Source organism: Sphingomonas sp. NBWT7, assembly GCF_014217605.1.
Lineage (GTDB): Bacteria > Pseudomonadota > Alphaproteobacteria > Sphingomonadales > Sphingomonadaceae > Sphingomonas.
In genome coordinates this window covers 2,506,210-2,528,232 of the sequence record NZ_CP043639.1, presented here as the reverse complement: position 1 = coordinate 2,528,232, position 22,023 = coordinate 2,506,210, and the positions used below count along the sequence as shown (strand labels likewise).

22 protein-coding genes are annotated in these 22,023 nt (G+C 67.3%); 11 read left to right on the top strand and 11 right to left on the bottom strand.

Features of this window, described 5'->3' with window-relative positions; genetic code table 11:
- The first annotated feature begins 7 nt into the window (after nt 1-7).
- From leuS to holA, 3 genes are read left to right on the top strand one after another with little or no spacing between them, the layout of a single operon-like run.
- Complete coding sequence (gene leuS, locus F1C10_RS12255; protein WP_185206552.1) at nt 8-2,530, top strand: leucine--tRNA ligase; 2,523 nt, start codon at nt 8-10, stop codon at nt 2,528-2,530.
- Nucleotides 2,527-3,039, top strand: coding sequence for an LPS assembly lipoprotein LptE (gene lptE / locus F1C10_RS12250; protein ID WP_185206550.1), 513 nt, complete (start codon nt 2,527-2,529; stop codon nt 3,037-3,039). The genes leuS and lptE overlap by 4 nt, the downstream gene beginning before the upstream one ends.
- Nucleotides 3,036-4,052, top strand: coding sequence for a DNA polymerase III subunit delta (gene holA, locus F1C10_RS12245; protein ID WP_185206549.1), 1,017 nt, complete (start codon nt 3,036-3,038; stop codon nt 4,050-4,052). Before lptE ends, holA begins: the two co-directional genes overlap by 4 nt.
- A 7-nt stretch (nt 4,053-4,059) precedes the next feature.
- Here the strand turns inward: holA and F1C10_RS12240 are convergent, their stop codons facing one another.
- Genes F1C10_RS12240 through F1C10_RS12215 form a run of 6 tightly spaced genes read right to left on the bottom strand, consistent with a single transcriptional unit; the run spans nt 4,060 to nt 9,583 of the window.
- Nucleotides 4,060-4,959: a ParB/RepB/Spo0J family partition protein gene (locus F1C10_RS12240; protein WP_185206547.1), complete on the bottom strand. Its 900-nt coding sequence runs from the start codon at nt 4,957-4,959 to the stop codon at nt 4,060-4,062.
- Nucleotides 4,956-5,738, bottom strand: coding sequence for a ParA family protein (locus F1C10_RS12235; protein WP_185206545.1), 783 nt, complete (start codon nt 5,736-5,738; stop codon nt 4,956-4,958). The genes F1C10_RS12240 and F1C10_RS12235 overlap by 4 nt, the downstream gene beginning before the upstream one ends.
- Nucleotides 5,735-6,355, bottom strand: a complete 621-nt coding sequence (locus tag F1C10_RS12230) for a 16S rRNA (guanine(527)-N(7))-methyltransferase RsmG (protein ID WP_185206543.1) — start codon at nt 6,353-6,355, stop codon at nt 5,735-5,737. The genes F1C10_RS12235 and F1C10_RS12230 overlap by 4 nt, the downstream gene beginning before the upstream one ends.
- Entirely contained in the window at nt 6,352-8,079 is a 1,728-nt protein-coding gene (gene mnmG / locus F1C10_RS12225) for a tRNA uridine-5-carboxymethylaminomethyl(34) synthesis enzyme MnmG (RefSeq protein WP_185206542.1), read from the bottom strand. The genes F1C10_RS12230 and mnmG overlap by 4 nt, the downstream gene beginning before the upstream one ends.
- A complete protein-coding gene (gene mnmE / locus F1C10_RS12220; RefSeq protein ID WP_185206540.1) occupies nt 8,079-9,350 on the bottom strand; it encodes a tRNA uridine-5-carboxymethylaminomethyl(34) synthesis GTPase MnmE in 1,272 nt (423 codons plus the stop codon). The genes mnmG and mnmE overlap by 1 nt, the downstream gene beginning before the upstream one ends.
- Complete coding sequence (locus F1C10_RS12215; protein WP_185206539.1) at nt 9,350-9,583, bottom strand: DUF6489 family protein; 234 nt, start codon at nt 9,581-9,583, stop codon at nt 9,350-9,352. The genes mnmE and F1C10_RS12215 overlap by 1 nt, the downstream gene beginning before the upstream one ends.
- A gap of 118 nt (nt 9,584-9,701) precedes the next feature.
- Between F1C10_RS12215 and F1C10_RS12210 the strand changes: the two genes are divergently transcribed.
- Complete coding sequence (locus tag F1C10_RS12210) at nt 9,702-10,403, top strand: dienelactone hydrolase family protein (RefSeq protein WP_185206537.1); 702 nt, start codon at nt 9,702-9,704, stop codon at nt 10,401-10,403.
- Nucleotides 10,404-10,431: 28 nt separating this feature from the next.
- Here F1C10_RS12210 and F1C10_RS12205 read toward each other — a convergent pair whose 3' ends face one another.
- From F1C10_RS12205 to cysD, 4 genes are all read right to left on the bottom strand, one after another.
- Nucleotides 10,432-10,734 (bottom strand): hypothetical protein, encoded by a 303-nt coding sequence (locus F1C10_RS12205; protein WP_185206535.1) that lies wholly within the window; start codon nt 10,732-10,734, stop codon nt 10,432-10,434.
- Between the two features lie 60 nt (nt 10,735-10,794).
- On the bottom strand, nt 10,795-11,535 hold the full coding sequence (locus tag F1C10_RS12200; protein WP_185210218.1) for a 3'(2'),5'-bisphosphate nucleotidase CysQ: 741 nt from the start codon (nt 11,533-11,535) through the stop codon (nt 10,795-10,797).
- A gap of 8 nt (nt 11,536-11,543) precedes the next feature.
- Complete coding sequence (gene cysN / locus F1C10_RS12195) at nt 11,544-13,472, bottom strand: sulfate adenylyltransferase subunit CysN (protein WP_185206533.1); 1,929 nt, start codon at nt 13,470-13,472, stop codon at nt 11,544-11,546.
- A gap of 160 nt (nt 13,473-13,632) precedes the next feature.
- Nucleotides 13,633-14,541, bottom strand: a complete 909-nt coding sequence (cysD, locus tag F1C10_RS12190) for a sulfate adenylyltransferase subunit CysD (protein WP_185206531.1) — start codon at nt 14,539-14,541, stop codon at nt 13,633-13,635.
- A gap of 74 nt (nt 14,542-14,615) precedes the next feature.
- On the opposite strand from cysD, the gene F1C10_RS12185 reads away from it, so the two are divergent.
- Both F1C10_RS12185 and F1C10_RS12180 read left to right on the top strand, forming a co-directional pair.
- Nucleotides 14,616-15,626 (top strand): hypothetical protein, encoded by a 1,011-nt coding sequence (locus F1C10_RS12185; RefSeq protein WP_185206529.1) that lies wholly within the window; start codon nt 14,616-14,618, stop codon nt 15,624-15,626.
- A 78-nt stretch (nt 15,627-15,704) separates the two neighbouring features.
- Nucleotides 15,705-16,070 carry a hypothetical protein gene (locus F1C10_RS12180; RefSeq protein WP_185206527.1) on the top strand — a complete coding sequence of 122 codons (366 nt, stop codon included), beginning with the start codon at nt 15,705-15,707 and terminating at the stop codon, nt 16,068-16,070.
- A gap of 126 nt (nt 16,071-16,196) precedes the next feature.
- Here F1C10_RS12180 and F1C10_RS12175 read toward each other — a convergent pair whose 3' ends face one another.
- A complete protein-coding gene (locus F1C10_RS12175; RefSeq protein WP_185206525.1) occupies nt 16,197-18,509 on the bottom strand; it encodes a DNA translocase FtsK 4TM domain-containing protein in 2,313 nt (770 codons plus the stop codon).
- Between the two features lie 194 nt (nt 18,510-18,703).
- On the opposite strand from F1C10_RS12175, the gene F1C10_RS12170 reads away from it, so the two are divergent.
- The 5 genes from F1C10_RS12170 (at nt 18,704) to F1C10_RS12150 (ending at nt 21,999) form a co-directional block, all read left to right on the top strand.
- The gene (locus F1C10_RS12170) at nt 18,704-19,918 is read left to right on the top strand and encodes a UbiH/UbiF/VisC/COQ6 family ubiquinone biosynthesis hydroxylase (protein WP_185206523.1); all 1,215 of its coding nucleotides are present in this window, start codon (nt 18,704-18,706) and stop codon (nt 19,916-19,918) included.
- A 147-nt stretch (nt 19,919-20,065) separates the two neighbouring features.
- On the top strand, nt 20,066-20,311 hold the full coding sequence (gene infA / locus F1C10_RS12165; protein WP_026325702.1) for a translation initiation factor IF-1: 246 nt from the start codon (nt 20,066-20,068) through the stop codon (nt 20,309-20,311).
- 14 nt (nt 20,312-20,325) lie between these two features.
- Entirely contained in the window at nt 20,326-20,901 is a 576-nt protein-coding gene (locus F1C10_RS12160) for a nucleoside triphosphate pyrophosphatase (protein ID WP_185206521.1), read from the top strand.
- Nucleotides 20,894-21,817 (top strand): ribonuclease, encoded by a 924-nt coding sequence (locus tag F1C10_RS12155; protein ID WP_185206520.1) that lies wholly within the window; start codon nt 20,894-20,896, stop codon nt 21,815-21,817. The genes F1C10_RS12160 and F1C10_RS12155 overlap by 8 nt, the downstream gene beginning before the upstream one ends.
- On the top strand, nt 21,814-21,999 hold the full coding sequence (locus F1C10_RS12150) for a DNA gyrase inhibitor YacG (protein ID WP_185206518.1): 186 nt from the start codon (nt 21,814-21,816) through the stop codon (nt 21,997-21,999). The genes F1C10_RS12155 and F1C10_RS12150 overlap by 4 nt, the downstream gene beginning before the upstream one ends.
- Nucleotides 22,000-22,023: the final 24 nt, after the last annotated feature.

The window sequence follows — 22,023 nt, the reverse complement described above, 5'->3', positions numbered from 1 at the left end:
GCAGGCGATGAGTTCGGGGACCGGCCAACGCTTCAATGCGCTCGCCGCCGATGCGAAATGGCAGCGCGTGTGGGACAAGCGCGCGACCTTTGCCGCGAACGACGCCTCGCCCAAGCCGAAGAGCTACGTGCTCGAGATGTTCCCCTATCCCTCGGGGCGCATCCACATGGGGCACGTGCGCAACTACACGATGGGCGACGTGCTGGCGCGCTTCCGGCGGATGAACGGCATGGAAGTGCTCCACCCGATGGGGTGGGACGCATTCGGCATGCCCGCGGAAAATGCCGCGATGGAAAAGGGGGTGCACCCCGGCGGCTGGACGCGCGACAATATCGCGACGATGAAGGCGCAGCTGAAGCGGCTGGGCTTCGCGCTCGACTGGACGCGCGAGTTCGCCACCTGCGATCCCGATTACTACGGGCATGAGCAGGCGCTGTTCCTCAAATTCTACGAGGCGGGTCTCGTTTATCGCCGTGAGAGCGCGGTGAACTGGGACCCGGTCGACATGACCGTGCTCGCCAATGAGCAGGTGATCGACGGGCGCGGCTGGCGATCGGGCGCGCTGGTCGAGAAGCGCAAGCTGAACCAGTGGTTCCTCAAGATCACCGCCTTCGCCGACGATCTGCTGAAGGGGCTGGGCGAGCTTAAGGATTGGCCCGACAAGGTCCGGCTGATGCAGGAGAACTGGATCGGCAAGAGCCAGGGACTGACGTTCCGCTTCGCGCTCAGCGATGCGGCCGGCACCGGCGAGGGCGTGGTCGAGGTCTATACCACGCGGCCCGACACGATCTTCGGCGCGAGCTTCGTCGCGGTGGCGGCGGATCACCCGCTCGCGCAGCAGGCGGCGGCACGGGACCCGGCGGCGGCGGACTTCATCGCGGAATGCAAGCGCGGCGGCACCACCGCGGCCGAGCTGGAGACGCAGGAGAAGAAGGGCTTCGACACCGGACTGAAGGCGACGCACCCGTTCGATCCGACGTGGCAGCTGCCGGTGTATATCGCCAATTTCGTGCTGATGGATTATGGCGTCGGCGCGGTATTCGGTGTGCCGGCGCACGACCAGCGCGATTTCGAGTTCGCCACCAAATACGCGCTGCCGATCCGCCGCGTTGTCTCGGAAGGCGACAAGGATGCCCCCGACTTCGACGGTGCCGAGGCCTATACCGGGCCGGGTACGCTGGTGAATTCGCACTTCCTCGACGGGATGGACGTGGAGGATGCCAAGCGCACCGTGATCCAGCGCGCCGAGGCTGGCGGTTGGGGCGAGGGGACCACCGTATTCCGCCTGCGCGACTGGGGCGTCAGCCGCCAGCGCTACTGGGGGACGCCGATCCCGATCATTCACTGTGGCGCGTGCGGCGCGGTGCCGGTGCCGGCGGATCAGTTGCCCGTCGTGCTGCCCGAGGACGTGAGCTTCGCCGTGCCGGGCAATCCGCTCGATCGCCATCCGACGTGGAAGCATGTCGCCTGCCCGTCGTGCGGCGCCGACGCGGTGCGCGAGACCGACACGCTCGACACGTTCGCCGATTCATCCTGGTATTTCATCCGCTTCGCCAGCCAGCCGAGTGACCGCCCGTTCGACCGCGCGGTGGCCGAGCAGTGGCTGCCGGTGAATCAGTATATCGGCGGGGTGGAACATGCGATTCTCCACCTGCTCTACGCGCGCTTCTGGACGCGCGCGCTGAAGGCGGTCGACCTGATCGATGTCGCCGAGCCGTTCGCCGGCCTGTTCACGCAGGGCATGGTAACGCACGAGACGTACAAGTCGTCGGACGGCCGCTGGCTGTCGCCGGGCGAGATCGAGGGCGGTGTCGAGACGGCAACCGGTCAGCCGGTGACGGTCGGCCGCATCGAGAAGATGTCCAAATCGAAGAAGAACACGATCGATCCCGAGCCGATCGTCGACCAATACGGTGCGGACGCGGTGCGCTGGTTCATGCTGTCCGACTCGCCGCCCGAGCGCGATCTCGAGTGGAGCGAGAACGGCATCGAGGGGGCGTGGCGCTTCATTCAGCGGCTGTGGCGGCTGATCGGTGACGATACCGTCGGCGAAGGTGATGACGTCGGCCTGCGCAAGGTGGCGCATCGCACCGTCAAGGGCGTTGCCGAGGCGATCGAAGGGTTGCAGTTCAACAAGGCGGTGGCGCTGATCTACACGCTCGCCAATGCGATCGACAAAGCGGCGCCGTCGCGCGATCGCGCCGAGGCGCTCGCGACGCTGCTGCGGATCGTATCGCCGATGGTGCCGCATCTCGCGGAGGAAGCCTGGGCGGTGCAGGGCGGCGACGGCCTGATCGCCGATGCGGCGTGGCCTGTGGTCGACCCGGCGATGCTGGTCGACGACGAGGTGACGATCGCGGTGCAGGTGAACGGCAAGCTCAAGGACACGATCGTGCTGCCGAAGGGCGCAGCAAAGGACGTTGCCGAGGCGCAGGCGTTGGGGCTCGACAAGATCGTCCGCGCGCTCGACGGCAAGCCGCCGCAGAAGGTAATCGTGGTGCCCGACCGCCTGGTGAATATCGTCGCATGAGGCGCTTCCCGCGCTCGCTGCTGGGGATCGCGCTCGCGCTGCCGCTGCTGGCGGGGTGCGGATTGAAGCCGCTCTACGCTGGCGGTTCGTCGAGCCCGGTCGCAGCGACGCTGGCGCAGGTCGAGATCGCGCCGATCGAGGGCAAGGCGGGGTGGCTCGTCGCCAATGCGCTGCGTGACCGGCTCGGCAAGCCGCAGGGTGCGGGCGCGCGCTATCGGTTGGAGATCAAGCTCGACGACCAGATCACCGGGCTCGCCATCCGCCGCGACGATTCGGTGGCGCGCGAGCGGCGGACGCTTCGCGCACGCTACCAATTGGTCGAAGTGGGGCAGGCCGGCGTCGTGCTCGACGCGACCGCCGGGTCGGACGCGGGGATCGACGTGGTCGGATCGGAATATGCCACGATCGCGGCGGAGAATACCGCGCTCGAGCGGCTGTCCGAGACGATCGCCGACCAGATCCTGACGCGCGTCGCGCTCTACGTCGGGCGGGCGCCGGCGGCGCAATGAAGGCGACCGAGGCGCGCCTCAAGGCCGCGCTCGACCGGCCGCCCGCCGACATTCGGCTATACCTGTTGTTCGGACCCGACGAGGCGGGGGCGATGGCGCTCGCCGATCGGCTGCCGCGCGCGCTGGGGCCCGATGCGGAGCGGATCGATCTCGACGGCGCGACGCTGCGCGGCGATCCGGCGCGGCTGGCGGACGAGGCGGCGGCGCTGTCGCTGTTCGGCACCGCGCGACACGTGCGCGTGACGGGGGCGGGCGAGGAGAGCCTGGCGGCGGTATCGGCACTGCTGGAGGCCGAGCGCGCGGGGAATCCGGTGGTGGTGATCGCCCCGACGCTGAAGGCAACCTCGAAGCTCGCCAAGCTCGCGCTCGACGCGCCCAATGCGCTCACGCTCGCGTGTTACGTGCCAGGCGTGGAGCAGCTGGAGGGGGTGGTGGGCGAGATCGCGCGCGAGCAGGGCCTGCGGCTGGCGCCAGGGGTCGCGCGGCGGCTGGCGGGGGCGGGCGGCGGTGATCGCGCGGTGATCGCGCGAGAGATCGAGAAACTGGCGCTGTACCTAGACGCCGATCCGACGCGTACCGTGACGGCCGAGGATGCGGCGCTCGATGCGATCGGGGCCGATCTCGGTGAGGTCGAGGCGTCCGACGTGATCGACGCGCTGGTGGCGGGCAAGCCGGCGGCGCTGGGGGAGGCGCTGCGTCGGATGGAGGAGGCCAATGTCTCGCCTGTGCCGTGGTTGCGCGCGTTAGCCCGGCGCCTGGCATCGCTGGCGGAGATGCGCGGCGAGGTGGCGGGCGGGGCCGATATCGGCGGCGTGATGAAGCGGCACCGTGTGTTCTTCAAGGAAGAGGCGGCGACGGGAGCGGCGCTGCGCCGCTGGTCACCGGCGGCGCTGGCGGGCGCGCTGGCGATCGTGCGCGCGGCGGAGCGATCGGTGATGAGCGGCGCGAGTGCGGGGAACGTCCTGCCGGCACAGGCGATGATCGAGCTTGCCAGTCGCCGCGCCGGCGGCTGACGGCGCGCTAGATTGGCTCACCGCTGAGCCGCTGACAGATCATGTCGAGCTGATCGAGCGTCGAATAGTCGACCGTCAGCGTGCCGCCACCGGCGTTATAAGCGATACGAACCTTGAGCCCGAGAAGATCGCCGAGCTGGCGCTCGAGCGCGGCCACGTCGGCGTTGTCGGCCTCCTCACGCGTTCCCGTGGATCGCGCCGCCTTGTTGCGGGTGGCGGCAGGTTTGGCGACCTGCGCGAGCTTCTCGGTCTGGCGCACCGAGAGGCCTTTGGCGACGACCTGGTCGGCGAGCGCCTCGGCATCGGGCGCACCGATGATCGCGCGGGCGTGACCCATGCTGAGCGTGCCGTCGATTACCCGATCCTGGACGCTGCACGGGAGATCGAGCAGGCGTAGCAGGTTCGCGACGTGACTGCGCGACTTGTGGACCGTCTTGGCGAGCACCTCCTGCGTGTGGCCGAACTCGTCGAGCAAGCGACTGTAGGCCTCCGCTTCCTCGATCGCGTTTAGATCCTGACGCTGGATGTTCTCGACCAGCGCGATCTGCAGCGTCTCGGCGTCGGAATAGTCGCGGATGACGACCGGCACTTCGTGCAGCCGGGCGCGCTGTGCCGCGCGCCAGCGCCGTTCGCCGGCGACGATCTGATAATCATGGCCGTGTGGGCGGACGACGATCGGCTGGATGATGCCGCGTTCCGCGATCGAGGCGGCGAGCTCGTTAAGCGCATCCTCGTCGAAATGGCGGCGCGGCTGTTCGGGGTGAGGCGCGATCGCGCTGACCGGGATCATGCGGACGCCGCTCGGCGGGCTACCCTGCGGATCGACGGGTGAATCGTCGCGCGAGATGTCGCCCAGCAGCGCGTTGAGGCCACGGCCGAGCCCGCCGCGCGGTCGCTTGTCGGTCATGCCGCGACCTCCGCGACCTGCGGGAGTCGCGCGATCAGCTCGCGGGCGAGGGTGATATAGGCTTGCGAGCCGCTGCAACGGTGATCGTAGATCAGCGCGGGCAGTCCATGGCTCGGCGCTTCCGAAAGGCGCACATTGCGCGGGATGACGGTATCGAAGACGACGCGGCCAAGCACTGCGCGGACGTCCGCCGACACCTGCTCGGTCAACCGGTTGCGGCGATCGTACATGGTGAGCGCGACGCCGATGATCGACAGCGATGGATTGAACCGCGCGCGTATCCGCTCGACGGTGGTGAGCAACTGGCTAAGGCCCTCAAGCGCGAAGAACTCGCATTGCAACGGCACGAGCAGCGAATCCGCCGCGACCATCGCGTTCATCGTCAGCAGGCCGAGTGAGGGCGGGCAGTCGATCAGCGTGATATCCCACCGCGCCGGTGCGGCGTCGAGCGCGCGATGGAGGCGATGCGTCCGCTGATCGAGCTCGACGAGCTCGATCTCGGCGCCTGACAAGTCGACCGTCGCGGGGAGGATGTCGAGCCGCGGGATGCCGCTCGCTACCACACCCTGCGCAATCGGCGCCTGATCGACGAGGACGTTGTAGCTCGACGAGGTGCGCTGCGCCTGGGTGATGCCGAGGCCAGTCGAGGCATTACCCTGCGGATCGAGGTCGATCAACAGCACGCGCTTGCCCGTTGCCGCGAGCGCGGTCGCCAGATTGATGGCGGAGGTTGTCTTGCCAACCCCGCCTTTCTGGTTGGCGACCGCGATACGGATCATCGATGCTTCCTCACGCCTGACGCGACGATGATACCGGATGTCGGCTCAGTTTGGCTCTGTTCCACGTGGAACAATCCAGCGTACTGCCGCCGTGCGTCGCTCATTTCCGTCGTGGCGGATTGTCCTTTCGGGAGCAAGTACACAGTTTCATCGTTCGCGAGATGGGCGGTGCTGGAGAACAAATCGGCGAGCGCCGCTACCGCGCGGGCAGAGATGACGCCAGCGGTCGTCGCCGCGACGCGCTCGACCTTGCATTGGTGCACGGTAATGCGATGAGCTAGGCCTTCGTCATCGATCACTTCTTGAAGAAAGCTGGCGCGCATCCGACGCGGCTCGACCAGCGCCACGGGTATATCGCGGGCGAGGGCAACAACCATTCCGGGGAAGCCGGCTCCCGTACCTACATCGATCCATGAACTGATCGACGCCGGGGCCAAGGGGAGAAGCTGCGCGGAGTCTAGCATGTGCCGCAGCCAGAACGTGTCGAGGGTCGCGCGCGCGACGAGGTTCTGCTCGCCGCTTTCGCGGCGGACGCGGTCGGCAAACCTGTCGAGCTTAGGCATTGCAGTTGTACCGACAATGCTCTCGACCGCGGCGCGTGCCTCGTCCTCGGTCATCGTTGCGCCTTGGCGTCGAGCCACAGGGCGGTCAGCGCGGCCGGCGTGACGCCACGCACGCGCGACGCCTCGCCCAAGGTGCGCGGTCGTGCCGTGCGTAGCCGCTCGCGCATCTCGTTCGACAAGCCGGCGATACGATCGAGATCGTGGTCGGCGGCGATGGTAATGCGCTTGTCGCGCTTCATGCGTTCGACCTCCGCTGCTTGGCGGGCGAGGTAGGGGGCGTAGCGAACGTCCTCCTCGTGTTCGCGGATCAGGTGGGCGTCGTGCAACGCTGCGTCTCCGCGGCCGTTCTGGATGGCGGCGCGTTGTGTGTCGCGTCGCTCGACATGCGCGAGGCGATCTGGTGTCAGAAGGCCGAGCGCCTTGGCGTGCGATGTCAGCCGTGTTTCGGCATTGTCCGCGCGCAGCGACAGGCGATATTCAGCGCGGGCGGTGAGCATGCGATAGGGCTCGCTGATGCCTTGCAGGATCAGATCGTCGATCATCACGCCGATATAGCTGTTGCTGCGATCGGGGACGAATGGTGAGAGTGACAGCGCATGGGCGGCGGCGTTCGCCCCGGCGACCAGGCCTTGCGCGGCGGCCTCCTCATAGCCGGTCGTACCGTTGATCTGTCCGCACAGGAACAGACCGTCGAGTGCGGGCAGGGCCAGTGTCGCATCGAGCGCGCGCGGATCGATATGGTCGTACTCGACCGCATAGCCGGGCATCGTGATTTCGCATCGTTCGAGCCCGGGAATGGCGCGGATGAAAGCGTCCTGCACGTCGGTCGGCAGCGAGGTGGAGATCCCGTTGGGGTAGATGATATGATCATTCAGGCCCTCAGGTTCGAGGAAGATCTGGTGACCGTCCCGGTCGCCGAAACGGCGGATCTTATCCTCGATCGACGGGCAGTAGCGCGGCCCCTGACCTTCGATCGCACCGGTGTGCAGCGGCGAGCGATGGAGATTGTCGGCAATAATTGCATGAGCGGTTGGCGTGGTGCGGGTGATTGCACAGGCAAGTTGCGGCAGCGCGCGTTTCGTTGTCGTCGGCGACATCGTCCAAGGGTCGGTGTCGGAAGGTTGGGGTTCGAGCTTCGCCCAGTTGATCGTGCGGCCATCGAGCCGGGGCGGGGTGCCCGTCTTGAGGCGGCCCATCGGAAGGGCGAGCGCGCGAAGCTGCGCGGCGAGCGGGATCGCTGCCGCCTCGCCGACGCGGCCACCAGACGTTTCGTCCGATCCGCGAAAGATGCGGCCGCCGAGGAAGGTGCCAGTCGCGAGGATGACGCTAGGCGCGGCGATCTCTCGGCCGTCGGACAGCTTAATGCCGGTTATCCGATCGGAGGTCAGCGAGAGTGATGCCACGTCGCCGGTAACGATCGATACGTTCTGGTTCGATGCCAGCATTTGCTGGATCGCCTGCGCATAAAGGCGGCGGTCGGCTTGAGCCCGCGGGCCCTGGACGGCGAGTCCCTTGCTGCGATTGAGCATGCGATAGTGGATACCGGCCATGTCGGCGGCGCGTGCGATCAGCCCATCATAGGCATCGACCTCGCGCACGAGGTGCCCCTTGCCGAGACCGCCGATCGACGGGTTGCACGACATCGCGCCGATGCGGGATGGATCGTGCGTGACAAGCGCTACGCGCGCACCTCGCCGAGCCGCGGCAGCGGCGGCTTCGGTGCCGGCGTGACCTCCACCGACGACGATGACGTCAAATTGCTGTTCCACGTGAAACATTATTTCCCGACACAGAAACGACTGAAAAGGGCATCCAGCATCGCTTCGGTTGAATCGATGCCAAGGATCGTTGCAAGCGCCTGTGAGGCAACACGTAGTTCCTCGGCTTGCGCGAGTAGATCGTCGCTGGCGAGGGCAGCCGTAAGAGCAGCTTGCGCGGTGCCGATTGCCTGTCTCTGCTGGTCGTGGAAAGCGGCTTCGTCACCAGCGCCGATGATCGTGCGCTGTTGCTTGTCGATCGCCTCCCACAAACCGTCGATCGAAGACAGATCGCTGCATACAGTCACGATCGACCCTGCGCGCGGTGTGTCGGCGCGAACGTCGGCACGCGCGTGGACAGTGATGGTGTGGGGCTCGGTGGTAGCTTCGTCCGACAGGTCGACGACGATGTCAGCAGTGTCACGGGCGAGGCGCGTACGAGCGATACCGATCTGCTCGACCGGATCATCGGTCGCATCGCGAAGTCCTGCGGTGTCGACCAGCGTGTAAGCTACGCCACGGCGGATGACCGACGCCTCGATACGATCGCGCGTGGTGCCCGCGACCGGCGAAACAATCGCGGCGTCGCGGCCGATCAGCGCATTGAACAGTGACGATTTGCCCGCGTTCGGTAGGCCGACCAGGACGACGCGAAGGCCGTCACGGTAGCGCTCGACCGAGGGGCGATCGAGCGCCGCGGAGAGCTCGGCAGCGATCGCTGCCATGCGTCCATTGATCGCAAGCGCGTCGAGCGGCGACACGTCACCCTCATCATCGAAGTCGATCGTCGCTTCGACGAGGGCCCGCAGTACGGAGAGGTCATCCATCCACGCGGCGATCTGCCGGCTGATCGCGCCTTCGGCGTGCATGATCGCCTGGCGACGCTGCTGCTCGGTCTCCGCCTCGAGAAGGTCGGCGAGGCCCTGCGCCTGGACTAAGTCGATGCGGTTGTTGCATAGGGCGCGGCGGGTGAATTCGCCGGCGGTCGCCGGACGGCACCCCGGCATGGCGGCAAGTGCGTGCTCGACGGCAGCGACGACGGCACGGCCGCCATGGAGGTGTAGCTCGACGAGGTCCTCACCTGTCGCCGTGTTCGGTTCGGGGAAGACGAGGACGAGCGCGCGGTCGATGATGTCCTCGCCATCGCGCAAGGTTCGCACGGCGGCGTGTCGCGGCGGGGGGAGGGAGCCCGCCAGTTGCGAGGCGGCGGCGATCGCTGCGGGACCGCTGATCCGCATCACCGCGATCGCCGCGGGCGGACGGCCGCTCGAGATCGCGAAGATCGTGTCCATCAGCCGCCCGGCTTGGTTCCCGCCTCGAACAGGCGGCGCCAGAAGGCGGCGCCGGCATCGCCCATCGGCGCCCAGCTCATGACCATATTCTCGAGCAGTTCGGGGCGCAGATTGCCCTGCATCGTCTCCTGCATCATCGTGACGTAGCGATCGTGCAGTGGCGTGAGATCGGGCAAGCCCATGACGCCGCGCGCCTCTTGCGGCGTGCAATCGACCTCGATCGTGACCTTCATCGTCGCGCTCCCTTGAGCCCCATGGCCGGGGACGATAGCGTCACCCGCGATGTGCTATGCCCGCGATCGCGTATCGATCGCAACCGTGGCGGGCGCTGCCTAGCTGAGAGGAAGAACAATGGGTGAGATGATCGACGTCACGGCGCTGAACGGCGAGGGCGATTTCAAGGCCTATCGCGCGGATCCGTCCGATACGCCGCGCGCCGCGATCGTCGTTATCCAGGAGGTGTTCGGCGTCAATCCGGGGATCCGGCAGAAGTGCGATCGGCTGGCGGCACAAGGCTATCTCGCGATCGCGCCCGATCTGTTCTGGCGCATCAAGCCGGGCGTCGAGCTCAACCCGGATGTGCCCGAGGAATTGCAGGCTGGTCTCGACCTGTTCGGCCAGTTCGACCAGGATGCCGGCATCCGCGACATAGAGGCGACGATCCTTCGCGCGCGCGACCTGCTCGGCGGTACCGGGAAGGTGGGCGCGGTGGGCTACTGCCTCGGTGGGCGTCTCGCGTTCATGACGGCGTGCCGGACCGACGTGGACGCGAGTGTCGGCTATTACGGTGTCGGGATCGACGGGCTGCTCGGCGAGAAGCATGCGATCGCCAACCCGGTGCTGTTGCATATCCCGACCGAGGACGGTTTTGTCGACAAGGCGACGCAGGCGGCGATGCACGCCGGGCTCGACGATCATCCGAAGGTCACGCTGTACGATTACGCCGGCGAGGATCACGGCTTCGCGACCGAGATGGGCGACCGCCGCTCGGAAAAGTCGGCGACGCTGGCGGATCAGCGCACCGCGGCGTTTTTCGCCGAGCATCTCGGGTGAACAGCGGGCGGCGGTAGGAGCGGTGTTTCTATCGCTCGCGCTGCCGCCGCCAGCGCAGGCCGACGAAGAGCACGATCGGCCAGAACAGCGTGTTGATCGTGTCACCGATCGTATCGGGCCAGCGCCATGACCCGTGATTGTAGCGATCGATGCACTCGTTCAGCGCCTGCATTACGACGACGCAGGCGAGCGGTATCGGTGTGGCGAGCGAGCGCCGTGTGATCAACCTGGCTAGAAGCAGCACTGCCATGCCGCCGTGGACGTGCGCGAGCGAATCGCTGCCGGGCGCGATCATGTCGGCGACGAACTGTTTTAACGCGATATACTCCATCCGACGCGATCTAACCGCCGCGTCGTGGGCTGACCATCCCGCGCCGCGTCAGGCGAATGGTCATGTGGCGGTGTCGAGACCGGCGATGATCGTCAGTATTTCGGTGGCGAGTGGCTTGGGACAGATCAGCAGATCGGGCAGATAGACTTCCTGTTGGTTGTAGATCAGCGGGCTACCGTCGATCCGCGAGCAGTGCAGTCCGTGCGCCAGCGCCACCGCGACCGGAGCCATCGAATCCCATTCGAACTGTCCGCCCGAGTGGAGGTAGATGTCGGCATCACCGCGCACGACGGCCATCGCCTTGGCGCCCGCCGAGCCCATCGGGACGAGATCGGCGCCGAGCCGCTCGGCGACCGCGAGCGCCTCCTTCGCCGGACGCGTGCGGCTGACGAGCATACGCAGCGGCGTGGGCGAGGGCGGTACCGGCGCGGGATGATCGGAACGCAGCACGAGCCCGGCATCGGGCAGCGCCACCGCGCCGATCACGGGTTCGCCATCGATCGCGAGACCGACATGAACCGCCCAATCGGCGCGCTTCTCGCCATATTCGCGCGTGCCATCGACGGGATCGACGATCCAGACGCGTGACTTGGCGAGCCGCGCGCCATCGTCCTTCATCTCCTCCGACAGCAGCCCGTCGTTGGGGCGTGCCTCGCGGATCGCGTGGACGAGGAACTGGTTGGCGGTTTGGTCACCCGCCTTGCCGAGCGCCTTGTCGGAGAAGATGCCGGCATTGCGCACCTCGATCAGGATGCGGCCGGCGGTCTCAGCAAGGTGCGCGGCGAGTTCGGCATCGGTCATGGCGGCTTTCACGGGATGATCCTCTGAATGATCAGCTCGGCGGCTTCCTCCGGCGTCAGCTGCGCGGTGTCGATGCGGATCTCGGGATCCTCTGGCGGCTCGTACGGACTGTCGATGCCGGTGAAGTTGGCGAGTTGTCCCGCGCGCGCCTTGGCGTAGAGGCCCTTGACGTCGCGGCGCTCGGCTTCCTCAAGCGAGGTGTCGATGTGCACTTCGATGAACTCGCCAGGGCGCATCATCTGGCGCACCATGTCGCGTTCGGCGCGGAAGGGTGAGATGAACGCGGTGACGACGATCAGGCCGGCGTCGGTCATCAGCTTGGCGACCTCACCGACGCGGCGGATGTTCTCGACGCGATCTGCATCGGTGAAGCCGAGATCGCGGTTGAGGCCGTGGCGCACGTTGTCGCCATCGAGCAGGAAGGTGTGGCGGTTCATCCGCACCAGCTTCTTCTCGACGATATTGGCGATGGTCGATTTGCCGGCGCCCGAGAGGCCGGTGAACCACAGGACGACGGGCTTCTGGTTCTTGAGCGCGGCGAGCGTTTCGCGGCTGACGTCGGTCGGCTGCCAGTGGACGTTCTGCGCGCGGCGCAGCGCGAAGTGGAGCATGCCCGCGGCAACGGTGGCGTTGGTCAGCTTGTCGACGAGGATGAACCTGCCCAGCGCATGGCTATCGGCATAGGGTTCGAACACCAGCGGCTTGTCGGTCGACAGATTGGCGACGCCGATCGCATTGAGATCAAGGGTCTTCGCCGCAAGCTGCTCCATCGTGTTGACGTTGATCTGATATTTCGGCGCCTGCACCGTCGCGGTCGCGGTCTGCGTGCCGAGCTTCAGCCAGTAGGAGCGGCCGGGCAGCATCTCGTCCTCAGCCATCCAGACGATCGTTGCCTCGAACTGGTCGGCGACCTGCGGCGGGGCATCGGCGGCCGCGATGACGTCCCCGCGCGAGCAATCGATCTCGTCCGCAAGCGTGAGCGTAATCGACTGGCCGGCCACCGCCTGGTCGAGATCACCGTCGAGCGTGACGATGCGTGCGACGGTCGAGGTCTTGCCCGAGGGAAGGATGCGGACGGGGTCGCCCGGCTTGATCGTGCCGCTCGCGATGAGACCGGCAAAGCCGCGGAAATCGAGGTTGGGGCGGTTGACCCACTGCACTGGCAAGCGAAAGGGTTTTGCCTGATCGGCTTCAGTATCGATCTCGACAGTCTCGAGATGCTCGACCAGTGACGGGCCGCTGTACCACGGGGTGTTTGACGAGCGGGCGGTGATATTGTCGCCCTTGAACCCCGAGATCGGCAGCGCGGTGAAATCGGCGATGCCGATCGATTCCGCAAAGGCGGTATAGTCGGCGACGATCTCGTCGAAGCGGGCTTGGTCGTAACCGACGAGGTCCATCTTGTTCACAGCGAGCACGATGTTCCGGATTCCGATGAGGTGCGCGAGGTACGAGTGGCGGCGCGTCTGCGTAAGCACGCCCTTGCGTGCGTCGATCAGGATTACCGCGAGATCGGCGGTCGAGGCGCCGGTGACCATGTTGCGGGTGTACTGTTCGTGGCCCGGCGTGTCGGCGACGATGAACTTGCGTTTCTCGGTCGCGAAGAAGCGATAGGCGACGTCGATCGTGATGCCCTGCTCGCGCTCGGCAGCGAGGCCGTCGACGAGAAGGGCGAAGTCGATCTCCTGTCCCTGTGTGCCGACTTTCTTCGAATCGGATTCGAGCGCGGCCAGCTGATCCTCGAAGATCATCTTCGAATCATAGAGCAGGCGGCCGATCAGCGTCGACTTGCCATCGTCGACCGAACCGCAGGTGATAAAGCGGAGCAGCGACTTGTGCTGGTGGCGATCGAGATAGGCGTCGATGTCCTGCGCGATGAGCGCATCGACCTGGTAGGCGGATTGCTGATCGACGGTGGTTTGAACGATGCTGGACATGATTACCTCGTCATCCGCACGAACGCGGGAATCGATAAGCTCGACGTTTCACGGTGATCGAGGCGGCAGCGCGTCCGCGTCTTCGCCAGCGCGGGGATGACCGAGGGAGCGAAAGAAGCGGGCGCCATTCCGGCCTGCTGCAAAGTACCACTTTGCAGCATCAGAAATATCCCTCCTGCTTCTTCTTTTCCATGCTGGCGGCGCCGGCATCCTTGTCGATCGCGCGGCCTTGGCGCTCGCTGGTGGTAGTGAGCAGCATTTCCTGGATCACGTCCGACAGAGTTGCCGCCTCGCTCTCGACCGCGCCGGTGAGTGGGTAGCAGCCGAGCGTGCGGAAACGGATCGATCGTTCGACCGGAACCTCGCCCGCGCGCAGCGGGAAGCGATCGTCGTCGACCATCAGCAGCAGCCCGTCTCGCTCGACGGTCGGGCGCTTCGCCGAGAAGTAAAGCGGGACGATCGGTATGTCGTTGAGCTGGATGTACTGCCAGATATCCAGCTCGGTCCAATTCGAGATCGGAAAAACGCGTATGCTCTCGCCGCGCGCCTTGCGGGCATTGTAGAGGTTCCACAGTTCCGGGCGCTGGTTCTTAGGATCCCAGCGGTGATTGGCCGAGCGGAACGAGAAGACACGTTCCTTGGCGCGGCTCTTCTCCTCGTCGCGGCGTGCGCCGCCGAAGGCAACGTCGAAACCGTATTTGTCGAGCGCCTGCTTCAGCCCCTCGGTCTTCCACATATCGGTGTGCAGGGGACCGTGATCGAACGGATTGATCCCGCGCGTCTCGGCCTCCGGGTTCTTGTGAACGAGGAGCTCCATTCCGCTCTCGCGCGCCATACGATCGCGCAGCTCGTACATCGCCTTGAACTTCCACGTGGTGTCGACGTGGAGCAGCGGGAAGGGCGGCGGGGCGGGGTAGAAGGCCTTGCGGGCAAGGTGCAGCATGACCGCCGAATCCTTGCCCACCGAATAGAGCATTACCGGTCGCTCACTCTCGGCAACGACCTCGCGCATGATGTGAATCGACTCAGCTTCGAGCCGTTCGAGATGGGTGAGACTATACGCGGTCATGAAGGCTCCGATGATCCACGTGGAACATGATGCGCAACGCGTGACATGGCATCTCCCATATGGGAGGGTGCTTCATGGCGATGATGCGTTCGGACTTCACCGATCTAGTGATGCCGTTGCACGAGGGGGTCCATGAGCAGACGCCCTGGGCGATGTTCCTCGATCGGTTGCGGCAGCGCACGCGTGCCGATGGCGCAATGATTGACGTGCAGCCGGCGAATGATGCGGCAGTGGTCGGGTTCGCGTCGGGCTTGCAGACGGGGATGCGTGGCAGGGCATGGCAGGGAACGTTGCGGGCGGGCCGTGTCTACGGGCTCGAGGAGTGCGATGCGGATGCGCCGGGCGTCGGCCGCATCGTACGCGTCGAGAGTGGTGACGGGGCGAGCGCCTGGCTGGCGATCTGGCGCGGGCAGCGCGATTTCGCGGCGGCCGATGGGGCCGTGCTGACGGGCCTAGCGCCGCACCTCGCGATCGCCGTGCGTACGCGGCAGGCGCTCGACCGCCATGCGGTGCGTGACAACAGCGGTGCGGCGGCCCTCGCGCGCGCCGGTGTGGGATGGATCGCGCTGGCGCAGGACGCGCGCGTGCTGGCGATGTCGGCGGTAGCCGAAGCAACGTTCGGCAATGGGATCGGGGAGCGGCTTGGTGCGCGCCGCGGTGTCGGGCCAGTGGGCCGCGACGCGGCGATGGCAATCGCCAACTTCTGCCAAACGCCGCGCGACGCGTTGGCAGTGCCGCTGGAGGGCAGGGGGCCGGCCGCGATGCTGCTGCTGCCGGCCGCGTCGATCGAAATGGCGATGACGGCGACGCCGGCGGCGGCGATCGGGCTGGTCTCTACCAAGGATGGCGGGGATCCCGCCATGCGCGCCGCGGTTTTGGCGACGCTGCACGGACTAGCGCCGAGCGAGGCGCGCTTCGCGGCAGCGATCGGGGCGGGGGCGTCACTGACGACGGCGGCCGCGGCGCTCGGGCTGACGATCGAGACCGCGCGCAATTACTCGAAGCGTGTCTATGCCAAGACGCGGACGTCGGGGCAGGTCGATCTCGTTCGCATGGTTTCGGACAGCGTGGCGCGGTTCGGCTGATCTAAGGCGCGACGATCTTGAGTAGAGCTACGAGCCGACGGGTTTGATGAGGAAAGGCGTGGGGAGGGAGCGATACTGGTGCTAGCCGCAATCGTTGCTGCTCAGTTTACGATCGCGGTCAGCGCCCCGGCGCCGGGCAATTTGTCCGAAGCGCTGTACGCGGCAAGTGTCGACGCCAGCGGCAGCCGCTTGTGTGATCGCCGCACGGGCGCCCGCTACGCCGCACTATTCAATCGGCGATACGGCGCGCGGATCAGGGCGCTGACGCGTTACCATGAGAGTCGATACGGGCCCGATCCCGACTTCATCATCACGACCAGCTGCCGAATCACGCTCGCACCGGCACGCGAGCTGGACCGGAACCATTCGCGCGCGATGGATCGGTTCGACGACACGTTGCGCGCGCTTGAGCGTCGGTTCGGACCGACTGACGATATCAGGTGATCGACGATATCGGCGGTTCGGGCAGAATGCCTTACCTATGCGTGGCAGCGCCGCTGGCAAATGATCGCTATTGACCAGGGTAGATCGCAGCACGCTCGAGCGGCAACGTTGTCGCCTAGCGCCCGCCTAGATCGGCTGGCCGTCGGTGTCGCGTAGCACCTCGCGGCGGCCGACGTGGTCGGGGCGGCCGACGATGCCGTCCTTTTCCATCCGCTCGATGAGGCGCGCGGCGGAATTGTAGCCGATACGCAGCTGGCGCTGCAGCCACGAGGTCGACGCCTTCTGGCTGCCGCAGACGAGCTGGATCGCGGCGCGATACTGCTGGTCCTCGGCCGAATCCTCGCCGGTCGGTGCGCCTTCGAGTTCGAAGCTCTGCTCGGGCTCCTCGGTGACGGACGAAACGTAATCGGGCTGGCCCTGTGCGCGCCAGTGATCGGTGACGCGCTGCACTTCCTCGTCGCTGACGAACGGGCCGTGGACGCGCACGATGCCCTTGCCGCCGGGCATGTAGAGCATGTCGCCCTTGCCGAGCAGCTGTTCCGCGCCCTGTTCGCCCAGGATAGTGCGCGAATCGATCTTCGAGGTGACGTGGAAGCTGATCCGCGTCGGCAAATTCGCCTTGATGACGCCGGTGATGACGTCGACCGATGGGCGCTGCGTCGCCATGATGAGGTGGATGCCCGCGGCGCGCGCCTTCTGCGCGAGCCGCTGGATAAGGAATTCGACCTCCTTGCCGGCCGTCATCATCAGATCTGCAAGCTCGTCGACGATCACGACGATCTGCGGCAGCACCTGATAGTCGAGCTGCTCCTCTTCATAGACCGGGCGGCCGTTCTCGTCCCAGCCCGACTGTACCTTGCGCCCCAGCGGCGCGCCCTTCGCCTTGGCGGCGCGCACCTTGTCGTTGAAGCCCGAGAGGCTGCGCACCCCGAGCGAGGACATCTGGCGATAGCGATCCTCCATCTGCTCGACCGCCCATTTCAGCGCGCGCACCGCCTTGGCGGGATCGGTGACGACGGGGGAGAGGAGATGCGGAATGTCGTCATACATCGACAGTTCGAGCATCTTGGGATCGATCATGATCATGCGGCACTGATCGGGGGTGAGCCGATAGAGCAGCGACAGGATCATCGCGTTGAGGCCGACCGACTTGCCCGACCCGGTGGTGCCGGCGACGAGGAGGTGCGGCATCGGCGCGAGATCGGCGATGACGGGATCGCCGGCGATGTTCTTGCCCAGAATGACGGGGAGCGAGGCGTTCTGATCCTCGAACGCCTGGCTGCGGATCAGTTCGTGCAGCGACACCGTCTCGCGGCGCGCGTTGGGCAATTCGATGCCGATCACGGTGCGGCCGGGGATCGTCGCGACGCGGGCTGAAATCGCGCTCATGTTGCGCGCGATATCGTCGGCGAGGCTGACGACGCGCGTGGCCTTGATGCCGGGCGCGGGCTCGAGCTCGTACATCGTCACGACGGGGCCGGGGCGTACCTCGACGATCGATCCCTTGACGTTGAAATCGTCGAGCACCGTCTCGAGCAGCCGCGCATTGCGCTCGAGCGCGGTCTTGTCGATCGTGCCACCCTGCTTGGACGGGGCGGGGGTGAGCATGTCGAGCGTCGGCAGTGCGTAATCGTCGCGTAGGTCGAGCTTGGGCTGGCGCGGCGGCTTGGTGACGCTGGCGGGGGCGGCGGCGCGATCGTTGATGACGGGCGCCGGGCGGGTATCGGGCTGCGCGACCGCGCGCGGGGTGACGACCTTGCGCTTGAGCTCGATCGGCTCGTCGTCGATCGCATCGTCGAACTCGTCGGCGTAACCGTCATCGAAGGCGGCGGCGCGGCGCGCGCGGCGGCGCGCGATCCAGCCGCGCGGCATGTCGACCTCGAGGCTGCGGCCCCACACGATCGCGCCGGCAATGCCGGTGACGATGCCGAGCGCAACGATGCTCCACCATTCGATCAGCGGGTTGTTGGCATAGGCGAGGCCGGCGCGCGCGGCGGCGACCCCGCCGAGCCCGATCGCGCCGCCCCAGCCGAACGGCAGTGCGAGTACCGCATCGTCGGCGACGCAGGCGAGCGCCACCGCCATCAGCGCGACGCCAAGCACCGCCTGGCGCAGCATCTGCTGCCACGCGCCCGCCGGCTGCTCACGCCACAGCCGCAGGGCGACGATCGGCGCGATCGGCAGCAGCAGCGCGACCGCCGGGCCGAAGATTGTGAGCGCAAGATCGGCGAACCACGCGCCGGGCACGCCGACGAGATTGCCGGTGGTGCCGGCCGCCGCGGTGTTGAGCGCAGCGTCGCTCGGCCGATAACTGGCGAGTGCGAGTGCCATCAGCGCCGTCGCCGCGAACAGCGCGAGCGCGGTGACGAGTGCGCCGCTGCGCACCGCCCCCGCCTTCACCGTCTCGCGCCACAAGGACGGTTGCGCCCTGCTCGCCATCGTACCGCCCCCGAAATGCCTGGAAAAAACGCCCGCCCGATTGTCCGCCGCGCCGCCGCCGCCGTCAAGCAGGGCGCGCACGATCCGCGGGGAACTGTGGTGCCGCGGGCACGGTTAACGGCGGTGGCCGCGACACGCGATCATACCGGATTGCGCGGTTCCGCTTCTCCTCTTGCCCCGCTAAGGTCGCCCACATGGTTCACGCGGACGTTCTGATCCTTGGAGGCGGGCTGGTCGGCAGCACGCTCGCGCTGGCGCTAGACCGGCATGGCCTGTCGGTGATCGTCGTCGATCCTGCCGATCCGGCGGTGACGCTAGCGCCCGGGTTCGACGGGCGTGCCTCTGCGGTGGCGAGCGCGAGCCACCGCATGCTCGAGGCGATCGGGGTGGCCGAGCGGCTGGCCGGGCAGGGCTGCGCGATCCGGCAGATCCGGGTGAGCGACGGGCTGGAGCCGGGGAAGCTCGATTTCATTCCTGATGCCGACGACGGCGCGCTTGGCACGATGTACGAGAATCGCGCGATCCGGCGCGCGCTGGCCGACGCGATCGGGGAGAGCGGCGTCGATTTCCGGTCGCTGACGCGCGCAACCAGCGTCGATCGTTCGACGAGCGGCGTGCGCGCTACGCTGAGTGACGGCAGTGAGGTGACGGCGTCGCTGCTCGTTGCCGCGGAGGGGCGCAACTCGCCGACCCGCGCGGCAGCGGGGATCGCGACCGCGCATTGGCGCTACGACCACGCCGCGATCATCGGCGCGTTCCATCACGAGCGGTCGCACGAGAATATCGCGTACGAGATCTTCTACGCGGCCGGGCCGTTCGCGCTGCTGCCGCTGGTCGACGATGCGGACGGGCACCGCTCTGCGATCGTGTGGACGGTGAAGGCGGCGCACGCGCCGGGGATGCTCAAGCTCGGCGATCGCGGCTTCCTGGCTGAGGCGGAGCAGCGGATGGGCGGGTTCCTCGGCGCGCTGTCGAAAGCGAGCCCGCGCGCGAGCTATCCGCTCGGCTTCCACCACGCGGCGACGATCACCGCCGAGCGGCTGGCGCTGGTCGGCGATGCGGCGCACGGCATTCATCCGATCGCGGGGCAGGGGCTCAACCTCGGCTTCCGCGACGTCGCGGCGCTGGCGGAGGTGCTGGTCGAAGGACGCCGGCTTGGGTTGGAGCCGGGCGACGCTCAACTCCTCGCGCGGTATCAGCGCTGGCGCAGCCTCGACACGATGCTGGTCGCCGGCGCGACCGACACGCTGACGCGGCTGTTCGGGATTCCCGGTCGCGCGGCGAGCGCGGTGCGGCGACTGGGAATCTCGGCGGTCGATGCGATCCCGCCGCTCAAGAACCGCTTCATGGCCGAGGCGCGCGGCGAGAGCGGTGCGTTGCCCAAGCTGCTGCAGGGCATGCTGGTGTGAGCATGGCGGGCGGCGGGGCTTGATCGACACGCCGGGCAGCACGATCTAGGCCGCACACCAGTTTGCGTTCCGTGATGCCGCGCGCCTTTCATTCCGGCGACGCTTGGGCTATGGGCGCGCGCGATCATCCGCAGAAAGTGTAATTGTTTGGCGAAAGAAGAACTTCTCGAAATGCGCGGCCAGGTGGTCGAGCTCCTTCCCAACGCGATGTTCCGCGTGCGGCTGGAGAACGACCATGAAATCCTGGGCCACACCGCGGGCAAGATGCGTAAGAACCGCATCCGCGTGCTCGTCGGTGACGAAGTGCTCGTCGAGTTGACGCCGTACGACCTGACCAAGGGGCGGATCACCTACCGCTTCATGCCCGGCCGCGGCGGCCCCGGCCCGCAATAATCCGGGTAGGGCTGATGCCCGCCCCCCTCATTCTCGCTTCCGCATCGCCGCGCCGGCTGTCGCTGCTGGCGCAGATCGGCGTCGTGCCGGCGCGCGTCGTCGCGCCCGAGGTGGACGAGACACCGCTGAAGGACGAGCGCCCGCGCGATTACGTGCTGCGCGTCGCAATCGCCAAGGCCAAAGCGGTTGCGCGCGATGCTGCCGAGGTCGTGCTTGCGGCCGATACCAGCGTGGTCGCCGGGCGCCGCATCCTCGGCAAGCCGGCCGACGATGCGGATCTCGTCCGCATGCTCGAGCTGCTCTCCGGGCGGCGGCATCACTGCCTGTCGGCGGTGGTCGTGATCGGTGCCGACGGCACGCAGCGCACGCGGCTGTCCGACACGACCGTCGCATTCAAGCCGCTCAGCGCCGCGGAGATCGCGACCTATGTCGCGAGCGGTGAGGGGATGGGCAAGGCGGGCGGCTATGCGATCCAGGGCCGCGCCGAAGCCTTTGTCCGCCGCATCGACGGCTCCTACTCGGGCGTCGTCGGGCTGCCGCTGTTCGAGACGCGCGCCTTGCTGACAAGCGCCGGGATCGCATTTGGCTGAGTGGTTGTATGAGGCGGGGGTCGGCGAGGAGCGCGCGGCGCTCGTCGTTGACGACCGGATCGTTCGCGCGCGCATCCTGCCCGATGACGCCGGTCCGCAGCCGGGGATGGTAGCGGCGGCGCGGCTGATCGACCGGTTGGTCGCGCGGCTCGACGACGGTAGCGAGGTCGCGCTCGATCGCGCGCCGGCGGGAACGACGCTGGGCGCGGCGATCCGCATCGAGATTACCCGCGCGACGGTTCCCGAGGCTGGCCGGCGCAAGCCGCCGCGCGGTCGGATCAGCGACGCTGCGCTGCGCCCGTCGCCGACGCTGCGCGACCAGCTGACCGATGCGCCGGTGCGCCAACTGCGCGCGCACGAGCCCGATGCGCTCGAGGCGGCGGGCTGGTCCGAAGTGCTCGACGAGGCGGCGAGCGGCGACATCGCCTTTGCCGGTGGCGCGCTGCGGCTGACGCCGACGCCGGCGATGACGCTGTTCGACGTCGACGGCGGCGCGCCGCTCGATGCGCTGGCGGTGCGCGCGGCGTTGGCGGTCGCCGCGGCAATCGAGCGCCACGCGATCGGCGGGTCGATCGGGATCGACTTCCCGACGCTGAGCGGCCGCACGCCGCGGCAGGCGGTGGCCGACGCGATCGACGCGCATCTGCCGCCGCCGTTCGAGCGGACCGCGGTCAACGGCTTCGGCTTCCTCCAGATCGTGCGTCCGCGCACCGGCCCATCGCTGCCCGAGCTGCTGCGCGCCGATCCGATCGGCGCGGCGGCGCGCGCGGCGCTGCGCACGATCGAGCGGACGCCGCCTGGCGCCTCGAACAATGTGCGGCTACCCGATGCGGTACGGACGCGGATCGTGCAGCGGCCCGGCTGGCTCGACGAGGTGGTGCGCCGCACGGGCCGAATGCCTATCTTCGACGCATGAAGACGAAATGCCCGATCTGCGGCCGGCCGCCCGAGCCCGCCGCTGCGCCTTTCTGCTCGCGCGGGTGCAAGGACCGCGACCTGCTGCAATGGCTTGGCGAAGGCTATCGCATTCCCGGTCCGGCGATCGATCGTATCGGTGACGGCGCGGATGGGCTGGACAGCGCGACGCCGCGCGATTAGGGGGACCGCTCCGCGGTGATCCAC

What these genes read in the sequence shown, in the direction of transcription:
- F1C10_RS12235 (WP_185206545.1), bottom strand. Translation starts at nt 5,738, where the DNA reads ATGATCCGTATCGCGGTCGCCAACCAGAAAGGCGGGGTTGGCAAGACA.
- holA (WP_185206549.1), top strand. Translation starts at nt 3,036, where the DNA reads ATGAAGGCGACCGAGGCGCGCCTCAAGGCCGCGCTCGACCGGCCGCCC.
- leuS (WP_185206552.1), top strand. Translation starts at nt 8, where the DNA reads ATGAGTTCGGGGACCGGCCAACGCTTCAATGCGCTCGCCGCCGATGCG.
- F1C10_RS12150 (WP_185206518.1), top strand. Translation starts at nt 21,814, where the DNA reads ATGAAGACGAAATGCCCGATCTGCGGCCGGCCGCCCGAGCCCGCCGCT.
- F1C10_RS12170 (WP_185206523.1), top strand. Translation starts at nt 18,704, where the DNA reads ATGGTTCACGCGGACGTTCTGATCCTTGGAGGCGGGCTGGTCGGCAGC.
- cysN (WP_185206533.1), bottom strand. Translation starts at nt 13,472, where the DNA reads ATGTCCAGCATCGTTCAAACCACCGTCGATCAGCAATCCGCCTACCAG.
- lptE (WP_185206550.1), top strand. Translation starts at nt 2,527, where the DNA reads ATGAGGCGCTTCCCGCGCTCGCTGCTGGGGATCGCGCTCGCGCTGCCG.
- F1C10_RS12205 (WP_185206535.1), bottom strand. Translation starts at nt 10,734, where the DNA reads ATGGAGTATATCGCGTTAAAACAGTTCGTCGCCGACATGATCGCGCCC.
- F1C10_RS12215 (WP_185206539.1), bottom strand. Translation starts at nt 9,583, where the DNA reads ATGAAGGTCACGATCGAGGTCGATTGCACGCCGCAAGAGGCGCGCGGC.
- F1C10_RS12230 (WP_185206543.1), bottom strand. Translation starts at nt 6,355, where the DNA reads ATGACCGAGGACGAGGCACGCGCCGCGGTCGAGAGCATTGTCGGTACA.
- cysD (WP_185206531.1), bottom strand. Translation starts at nt 14,541, where the DNA reads ATGACCGCGTATAGTCTCACCCATCTCGAACGGCTCGAAGCTGAGTCG.
- F1C10_RS12185 (WP_185206529.1), top strand. Translation starts at nt 14,616, where the DNA reads ATGGCGATGATGCGTTCGGACTTCACCGATCTAGTGATGCCGTTGCAC.
- F1C10_RS12240 (WP_185206547.1), bottom strand. Translation starts at nt 4,959, where the DNA reads ATGACCGACAAGCGACCGCGCGGCGGGCTCGGCCGTGGCCTCAACGCG.
- F1C10_RS12210 (WP_185206537.1), top strand. Translation starts at nt 9,702, where the DNA reads ATGGGTGAGATGATCGACGTCACGGCGCTGAACGGCGAGGGCGATTTC.
- mnmG (WP_185206542.1), bottom strand. Translation starts at nt 8,079, where the DNA reads ATGTTTCACGTGGAACAGCAATTTGACGTCATCGTCGTCGGTGGAGGT.
- F1C10_RS12175 (WP_185206525.1), bottom strand. Translation starts at nt 18,509, where the DNA reads ATGGCGAGCAGGGCGCAACCGTCCTTGTGGCGCGAGACGGTGAAGGCG.
- F1C10_RS12200 (WP_185210218.1), bottom strand. Translation starts at nt 11,535, where the DNA reads ATGACCGATGCCGAACTCGCCGCGCACCTTGCTGAGACCGCCGGCCGC.
- F1C10_RS12160 (WP_185206521.1), top strand. Translation starts at nt 20,326, where the DNA reads ATGCCCGCCCCCCTCATTCTCGCTTCCGCATCGCCGCGCCGGCTGTCG.
- mnmE (WP_185206540.1), bottom strand. Translation starts at nt 9,350, where the DNA reads ATGGACACGATCTTCGCGATCTCGAGCGGCCGTCCGCCCGCGGCGATC.